The organism is Kineococcus sp. G2 (assembly GCF_037154035.1).
In the GTDB taxonomy this organism is placed as follows: Bacteria; Actinomycetota; Actinomycetes; order Actinomycetales; family Kineococcaceae; genus Kineococcus.
In genome coordinates this window covers 18998-26772 of the sequence record NZ_JBBBEM010000064.1, presented here as the reverse complement: position 1 = coordinate 26772, position 7775 = coordinate 18998, and the positions used below count along the sequence as shown (strand labels likewise).

General features: G+C 77.2%; 8 protein-coding genes. 1 reads left to right on the top strand and 7 read right to left on the bottom strand.

The genetic code is table 11. The features are described 5' to 3' along the window. Positions 1 to 57: 57 nt before the first annotated feature. Genes V9U69_RS10665 through V9U69_RS10635 form a run of 7 tightly spaced genes read right to left on the bottom strand, consistent with a single transcriptional unit; the run spans position 58 to position 6968 of the window. The gene (locus tag V9U69_RS10665) at positions 58 to 918 is read right to left on the bottom strand and encodes a siderophore-interacting protein (protein WP_337061765.1); all 861 of its coding nucleotides are present in this window, start codon (positions 916 to 918) and stop codon (positions 58 to 60) included. Beyond that, positions 915 to 1163: an MbtH family protein gene (locus tag V9U69_RS10660; protein ID WP_337061763.1), complete on the bottom strand. Its 249-nt coding sequence runs from the start codon at positions 1161 to 1163 to the stop codon at positions 915 to 917. Before V9U69_RS10660 ends, V9U69_RS10665 begins: the two co-directional genes overlap by 4 nt. A gap of 39 nt (positions 1164 to 1202) precedes the next feature. Continuing rightward, complete coding sequence (locus V9U69_RS10655) at positions 1203 to 2513, bottom strand: lysine N(6)-hydroxylase/L-ornithine N(5)-oxygenase family protein (protein WP_337061761.1); 1311 nt, start codon at positions 2511 to 2513, stop codon at positions 1203 to 1205. Continuing rightward, positions 2510 to 3193, bottom strand: coding sequence for an isochorismatase family protein (locus tag V9U69_RS10650; RefSeq protein WP_337061760.1), 684 nt, complete (start codon positions 3191 to 3193; stop codon positions 2510 to 2512). The genes V9U69_RS10655 and V9U69_RS10650 overlap by 4 nt, the downstream gene beginning before the upstream one ends. 3 nt (positions 3194 to 3196) lie before the next feature. Next, on the bottom strand, positions 3197 to 4942 hold the full coding sequence (locus tag V9U69_RS10645) for a (2,3-dihydroxybenzoyl)adenylate synthase (RefSeq protein WP_337061758.1): 1746 nt from the start codon (positions 4940 to 4942) through the stop codon (positions 3197 to 3199). Next, positions 4939 to 6144 carry an isochorismate synthase gene (locus tag V9U69_RS10640; protein WP_337061756.1) on the bottom strand — a complete coding sequence of 402 codons (1206 nt, stop codon included), beginning with the start codon at positions 6142 to 6144 and terminating at the stop codon, positions 4939 to 4941. The genes V9U69_RS10645 and V9U69_RS10640 overlap by 4 nt, the downstream gene beginning before the upstream one ends. A 29-nt stretch (positions 6145 to 6173) precedes the next feature. Then, positions 6174 to 6968, bottom strand: coding sequence for an SDR family NAD(P)-dependent oxidoreductase (locus V9U69_RS10635; RefSeq protein ID WP_337061755.1), 795 nt, complete (start codon positions 6966 to 6968; stop codon positions 6174 to 6176). 68 nt (positions 6969 to 7036) lie between these two features. Between V9U69_RS10635 and V9U69_RS10630 the strand changes: the two genes are divergently transcribed. Continuing rightward, positions 7037 to 7756 carry a 4'-phosphopantetheinyl transferase family protein gene (locus V9U69_RS10630; protein WP_337061754.1) on the top strand — a complete coding sequence of 240 codons (720 nt, stop codon included), beginning with the start codon at positions 7037 to 7039 and terminating at the stop codon, positions 7754 to 7756. The last annotated feature ends 19 nt before the right edge of the window (positions 7757 to 7775 follow it).

Below are 7775 nucleotides of genomic sequence, written 5' to 3'. Positions count from 1 at the left end.
CCTCGCGGGTTCTGTGCTCGTGGGTGCTGAGGGCGGTGCCGGGTGCGGTGATGGGGGTCAGTGCTCGTCGTCGAAGTCGGCGACGCCGCGCTTCCAGTAACCGGTGACGCGGTGGTCGCCCGCCTCGACGCCGAGGTCGTGGCGGACCCAGCGGCGCAGGGGTCTCAGGGCGCCGGCCTCACCGGCGATCCAGACGAACGTGCGGCGCCCGTCCGGCAGCGGGACGGTGCGCACCGCCCGTTCCAGCGCGTCGCCGTGGCCCGCGGGGACGTCGCCGCGGTGCACCCAGCGCACCTCGAAACCCCCCGGGGCGGTCAGCTCGACCTCCTCGGAGGCGTCGGCGACCTCCACGAACGCCCAGCCGGTCGCGGTGGCGGGCAGGGCCTCCAGGTACCGGGCGATCTGCGGCAGCGCGGTGAGGTCGCCGGCGAACAGGTACCGCTCGTGCGCGTCGGGGACGACGACGCCCCCGGGCGGCCCGGCGACGTGCACCCGGTCGCCGGGGCGCGTGGACGCGGCCCAGCCCGACGCGACCCCGCCGGGGTGCAGGACGAGGTCCACGTCGATCTCCCCGGTCACCGGGTCGTGCCGGCGCACGGTGTACTCGCGCGACACCGGCAGCGGTCGCGGCCACCTCAGGGACGGCCCGTCGCGCTCGGGCAGGCGCAGCACCCCGTGCTCGTCGGGGAACACCAGGCGCACGTGCTCCTCGGGGACGTGGCTGACGAAACCCTCCGCCCCGGGTCCCCCGAGCGTCACCCGCACCAGGGCCGGACCGAGCCGCTGCGTGCGCAGCACCTCGACCTCGCGCAGGCCGATGGGGTACCCGACCTTCGCGGCAGCGGTCCCGGCGCGCGCGGCGGCGATGCGCGCGAGGTGGTCCGGTGCGGTGCCCGCCCGCGCGGCCTGCGCCGTCACGACCGGTCCCCCGCCGCCTCGCGGTCCATCGCCTCGCGGTCCATCGCCTCGCGCAGGCTGCGCGGCCGCAGGTCGGTCCAGCGCTCCTCGACGTGCGCCAGGGCGCCGTCGCGGGGACCGGGGCCGAACACGGTGCGCCAGCCGGCCGGCACGGGCGCGAACGAGGGCCACAGGGAGTGCTGCTCCTCGTCGTTGACGAGGACGAGGAACTCGCCGTCGGGGTCGTCGAACGGGTTGGTGCTCACGGTGTCCTCCGGTGGTGGGGTGGGTGCGCCGGGTGGCGCTCAGACGGGCAGGCCGCCGGCGCGGGCGCCCGCCGGCGCGCCGCGGCGCCGGCGCACGGACGCCAGGACCTCCCCGGCGCGGGGGGCGACGTTCGACAGCAGCGAGGAGCTCAGCCCGTGGCTGTGCTCGGTGCCGCCCATGAGGTGGATGCCGCAGGTGACGTCCGGGTCGGTGACGAGCCGGTGGTCGCGGTGCACCAGGACGCGCCCGGCGGCGTCGCGGCGCACCGCCGGCGCCAGCTCCCCCAGCAGCACCGCGGGGTCCAGGTGCTCGAAACCCGTCGCGCACACCAGCACGTCGGCGCGCAGCCGCCGCACGGCACCGCTGGTGCGGTCCAGCACGTCGACGGCCACGGCCGTCTCCTCCTCGCGCACCTCCAGCAGTTCGCTGGCGCGGTGCACGTGCAGCCGCCGCGCACCGGCGACCGTCTCGGCGTACTCGGTGCGGTACAGCTCCTGGATGAGGTCCTGGTCGACGACCGAGTAGTTCGTGCCGGCGTGCCGGCGCAGCAGGTCCTCGCGCACGGCCGGCGGCGCGGTGTGGAACTCGTCGACGGCCGCCGGGTCGAACACCCGGTTGGCGAACGGGCTGTCGTCGGCGGGGGCGTAGCCGAAGGAGCGGAACACCGAGTGCACCTCGGCTCCCGGGTAGCGGGCGTGCAGGTGCTGCACGACCTCGGCGGCGCTCTGCCCGGCACCCAGCACCACGAAGGAGCGCGGCGCGGTGCCGGTGGCGGCGTGGGCCTCGTCGAGGGCGCGCAGGTCGCCGAGCAGGGTGTGGTTGTGCCACACCCGCGGGCCGCGCGGCACACCGCGGGGCATCCGCGCGCGCAGCCCGGTGGCCAGGACGACGTCCCTGCTGCGCACGCGGGTGCCGTCGGACAGCTCCGCCTCCACCGCCCGGACGGCGCCGTCCTCGCGCACGGGGCGCAGGGCGGTGACCTCGGTGCCGTAGCGCACGCTGCCCGCGACCCGGGCAGCGGCCCACTCCAGGTAGTCGTGGAACTCCAGGCGCGTGGGGAAGAACGTCTTGGCGTTGACGAAGTCCGCCAGCCGGCCCCGCTCGTGCAGGTAGGCGACGAAGCTGGCCGGGCTGGTGGGGTTCCGCTGGGTGACCAGGTCCTTGAGGAAGGAGACCTGCAGGGTCGCCCCCGGCAGCAGCATCCCGCGGTGCCAGCCGAAGCGGGGCTGGCGCTCGCAGAACAGCGCGCCGAGGCGGTCGTCGGGCGGCAGCTCGTCCACGGCCAGCGCCAGGGCGAGGTTCGCCGGGCCGAACCCGACGCCCAGCAGGTCCAGCTCGCCGCGGCTCACGCGAGCACCTCGGCGGTCCGCGCACCGGTGCCGGTGCCGTCCCCGCCGGCCAGCGCGCGCACCGCCGAGGCGGCGTCGACCACGACGCCGCAGGTGTCGGCGACCCAGCGCAGGGCGCCGTCGTGGCGCGCGCGGTCGAAGTCGGCGACGGCGTCCCCCACGAGGAACGGCTGGACGTCGCGCATGAACGCCTCGCAGGCGGTGACCTGGCAGCCGATGCCGGCGTAGACGCCGGTGACGAGGAGCTGGTCGCGGCCGGAGGAGGCCAGGACACCGGCCAGGTCGCAGCGCTGGAACGCCGAGTACCGCCACTTGGTGAGCACGGTGTCGCGCTCGCGCGGGGCCAGTTCGGGCACCAGCCCGGCACGGTGCGGGCGCCGCCCCAGGCCCTCGCCCCAGAAGTCGCTGAGCAGTGCGCGGTCCGCGGGGTCCTGGTGCGCGGGCTGGGCGGTGTACACGACGGGCACGCCCGCGCGGTCGCAGGCGTCGCGCAGCGCGCGGACGGTGCGCAGCAGCTGCGCGCGCAGCTCGGAGCGCTCGCCGTAGGCGTCGAGGAAGTGCTCCTGCAGGTCGTGCAGGAGCAGCACGGCGCGTTCGGGCCGCAGCGTCCACGCCACCCGCGGTGCGGGCATCTCGGCGCTGGTGGGCAGGGGGTAGCCGTCGACGGCGGGGAGGGTCACGGTTCAGGACTCCCGGGGGCGGGGGCTCGCGGCGGCGGGGCCGGGTCCGGCGAGCAGGGCGGCCAGGGCGGTGCGGAGCTGACGCCGGCTGGTCTTGCCGACGGCGGTGGGCGGGAACCCGGCGACGACCTCGACGCGGTCGGGGACCTTGAACTCGGCGAGGCCCGCGGAGCGGACGTGGGCGCGCAGTTCACGGGGGGTGGGGTTCGCGCCGGGGCGGGGCACGACGAACGCGCAGGTGCGCTCGCCGAGGTGGTCGTCGGGGACGCCGACGAGGGCGGCGTCGTGGACGTCGGGGTGGGTCAGCAGGACGTCCTCGACCTCCTCGGCGGAGACCTTCTCCCCGCCGCGGTTGACGCGGTCGGCCGCGCGCCCCTCGACGACGAGGTTCCCGTCGGGGCGCAGCCGCACGACGTCGCCGGTGCGGTAGAACCCGTCGGCGGTGAACGACGAGCGGTTCTGCGCCGGGGCGGCGTGGTAGGCGCGGATCGTGTACGGGCCGCGGGTCAGCAGGTACCCGTGTTCGCCGGGTGGCACGTCGCGGTCGTCCTCGTCGACCACGCGGACCTCGTCGTGCGGGCTGATCGGCCGTCCCTGCGTGTGGACGACGACGTCCTCGGGGTCGTCGAGCCGCGTGTAGTTCACCAGTCCCTCGGCCATCCCGAACACCTGCTGCAGGCGTGCGCCGAGGGCCTGCGGGACGCGGCGCGCCAGTTCGGGGGTGCACTTGGCGCCGCCCACGCCGACGACCCGCAGCGAGGACAGGTCGTGGTCGGTGTCGCCGGCGGCCGCGGTCCACAGCAGCGCCAGCGGCGGCACGAGGGAGACGTGGGTGACGCCCTCGGCGGCGACGAGCGGGAACGCGGTGCCGGGCGAGGGGTCGGGGGCCAGCACGACGGTGCCGCCGGCGAGCCAGGTGCCCAGGATCCCGGGCGAGCTCATGGGGTAGTTGTGCGCGACGGGCAGCACCACGAGCATCCGGCTGTCCTGGTCCAGGCCGCAGATCCGGGCGCTCTCGCGCACGGTGAGCGCGTAGGCGTCGTGGGTTCGGGGGATGAGCTTGGGAACTCCCGTGGTGCCGCCGGACAGCTGCAGGAACGCGACGTCGTCCGGGGCGGGAGGTTCGGGCAGCGCCGCCTCGGCGGCCTCGGTGTCGGACACGGCCAGGTCGGCCAGGTCGCCGAACTCCTCGGGCTCGCCGGTGACCAGCACGAGCCGCAGCGCCTCGCAGCCCGGGGTGCGCAGCAGTTCGCGGGCCAGGTCGCGGTGGTCGCACCCGGTGCTGCCGGTACCGGTGCGGTCCGCGGTGACGAACGCCACCGCCCCGCTGGTGGCGGCGACGTGCCGCAGCTCCGCGGAGCGGTGCGCCGGCAGGGCGAGCACCGGCAGCGCCCCGAGCCTGAACAGCCCCAGGACGACGGTGGCGAACTCGGCGGTGTTCGGCAGCTGCAGCAGCACCCGCTCACCGGGCCGCACGCCCGCGCGGGCGAAACCGGCGGCGGTGCGCACCGCGGCGTCCCGCAACCGCTGGAAGCTCCAGCGGACCTGCTGCCCGGTGCCGTCGCGGGCGACGAGCGCCGTGGCGGCCGGGGTGCGGGCCGCGGAGGTCTCGAACTGCCCCCACAGCGTCTGCCCGGGCAGCACCCCGAGCTCGCGCCAGCGCGGGTCGGCGGCCGCGCCGTCCACCGCCGGGACGCGCTCCACGGGGGCCGGTGAGGCGGCCGGTGCCGCCAGGCCCACCGGGTTCACCGGGCCACCCCGAGCGCGGCCAGGGAGGTGCGGAACTTCGCCGTCGTCTCGGCGACCTCCGCGTCCGGGTCGGAGGCGGCGACGACGCCGGCGCCGGCGAACAACCGCACGGAACCGCCCTGGACCTCGGCGCACCGGATGGTGACGGCCCACTCGCCGTCGCCGTCCGCGTCGCACCAGCCGACCGCGCCGGTGAAGTAGCCGCGCTCGAACGGTTCCAGCTCGGCGATGACGCGGGCCGCCTCCGCCGGCGGCACCCCGCACACCGCGGGGGTGGGGTGCAACGCCGCCAGCAGGTCCAGCGACGTCGTCGCCGGGTCGGCGAGGGTTCCGGTGACGGGTGTGGCGAGGTGCCACATCGTCGCGCTGCTGCGCAGTTCCGGCGCGGCGGGCACGTGGAGCTCCTCGCAGGACGGGGCGAGCGCGGTGCGCACCGCGTCGGCGACGACGGCGTGCTCGGTGAGGTCCTTGGCGGAGGTGAGCAGCGCCTGCGCGCGGCGACGGTCCTCGGCCGGGTCGGCGCAGCGCGGTGCGCTCCCGGCGAGGGGGCAGGCGGTGACGCGCCGCCCGCTGCGCGCGACGAGGAGTTCCGGGCTCGCGCCGACGAGGGTCCTCGGGCCCGGCCCGGCGACCGGCAGGTCCACGGCGTGGACGAACGCGCCGGGATCGGCGGCCAGCAGGCGCGCCAGGACGGCGCGCACGTCGACGTCGCCGGGGACGGTCACGTCCAGCAACCGGCCGAGGACCACCTTGCCGAGCTCGTCGTCCTCGGCGCGCAGGCGCAGCAGCGCCGTGGAGACCGCTGCGGCGTAACCGTTCTCGCTGGGCAGCGCCGTCACGGCGGCGCCCGCCGCCGCGGGCGCGGGCGCGGGGCCCGGGGCCCCCTCGGCGCGCAGCACCCGCTCGGGCACGTGCAGCGCCGCGGGCGTCCCGGCGGCGAAGGGCAGCGCACCGACGGCGACGCCGGTGCCGCCGCGGGAGCGGTCCTCGCGCAGCCGGGTGGTGACCTCGGCGGCGAACCCGCGGGTGGTGCCGGTGGTGGCGGCGAGGAGCTCGCGCTGCCCGGTGGCGAGCAGGTGCCGGCCGCCGGCGGAGAACCACGTCCCGGTTCCGGGCCGGTAGCGCTCGAGCAGTCCGTCGGTGGTGGCCCGGGGCGCCGCGAGGGGTTCGCGGGCGCGCTGCAGGGGGGTGGTGCTGGTCAAGGGTGCTCCCGGGGGGTGGGGACGGGGCGTCAGTCGCGCAGCGACGCGCCGCCGTCCACGAGCAGGTCGGTGAGGGTGATGTGCCGGGCGGCGTCGGAGAGCAGGAAACCGACGCCCTCGGCCACGTCGGCGGGGTCGGCGAGGCGGCCCAGCGGGATGCCGAGCCGGAACGTGGCGGGGTCTCCCCGCAGGACGGTCTCGGTACCCGTCACGGGGTCGGGCAGCAGGTCGCGCTGCATGGCGGTGTCGGTGGAACCCGGCGAGACGACGTTGCAGCGCACGCCGAGCGGGGCGAGCTCCAGGCCCAGGCACATGACGTACCGGGTGGCGGCCGCCTTGGAGGCGGCGTACGCGGCCATGCCGGTGCGGGGCAGCCGCGCGGCGTTGGAGCTGACCGCCACGATGGCGCCGCCGCCGCGCGCCGCCATGCGGCGACCGACCGCGCGGCAGACGTTCACCGTTCCGGTGGCGTTGACCGCGAGGGTCTCCTCCCACTCCGCGTCGGTGACGTCGAGCGCGCCGCCGGGTCTCAGGGACCCGGCGACGTGCGCGAGCGCGGTGAGGGCACCGGCCTCGTCCTCGGCGCGCGCCACGGCCTCCTCCACGTCGGTGGACCGGCGCACGTCGCAGGGGATCGCGAGGGCGCGGTGACCACCGGCGCGCAGGGCGCCCGCGGTGCGGTGCAGGCCGGGCTCGTCCCGGTCGAGCAGGACGAGCGCGGCACCGGAGCGCGCCAGCACCCGCGCCACGGCGGCGCCGATGCCCCCGGCGGCCCCCGTGACGAGGGCGACCGCGGGCGCGGTCACGGGGACGTCGTCGCTCACGGAGGGGAGGTTAGCCTCACCTCAGGTGGGTTCGTCAACACCCCGCGATCTCCGGCACACTCCCCGCCGTGCCGACCGTCCTGCTGCTGCACGCCGCGCCCGAGCACGGCGAGCGTCGCCTGGATGAACTGCTGGAGAACGAGTCCCGGCGTGCCGCGGGTTTCCGGGGTCCGGTGGACCGGGCGCGCTCGGCGACCGCGGCCCTGCTGCTGCGGCGGGCCGTGGCCGAACTCACTGGGGTCCCGGAGGCCGGTGCGCGCACCTCCCGCTGGTGCAGGAACTGCGGTTCCACCGGTGACCACGGACGTCCCGTGGCACTCGGCGACGACGGGCTCGTCCTGCCCGGCGTGCACCTGTCGGCCTCCCACGCCGGCGGCGCCGTGCTCGTGGCCGCGTCCGCGGACGCCCCCGTGGGGGTCGACGTGGAACTCGTGCGCGGCGTGCGGTTCCCGGGTTTCGACGAGGCGGCCCTGAGCCCCCGCGAGCGCACCGCCCTCGGCGCGGTCCCCCCCGCGGAGCGCGACGCGTGGCGGGCGCGCGCCTGGACGCGCAAGGAGTCGCTGCTGAAGGCCACCGGGCACGGCCTGGCCGTGGCGCCGCACCGGGTCGGGTTCGAGGGCGGCGCGCTGCGCGAGTGGCCGGCGGAGCTCGACGCCGACGTGGCCGGCGGTGCGGTCCTGCTGGACGTGGCGGCCCTGGCGGCGCGGGCCGTGCCCGCCGGGCACGTCGCCTCGATGGCCGTCCTGGACGCTCACCCCCCGCGGGTGCGGGTGCTCGCCGCCGGGTGAGGGCGGCCGTGTCGGGGGT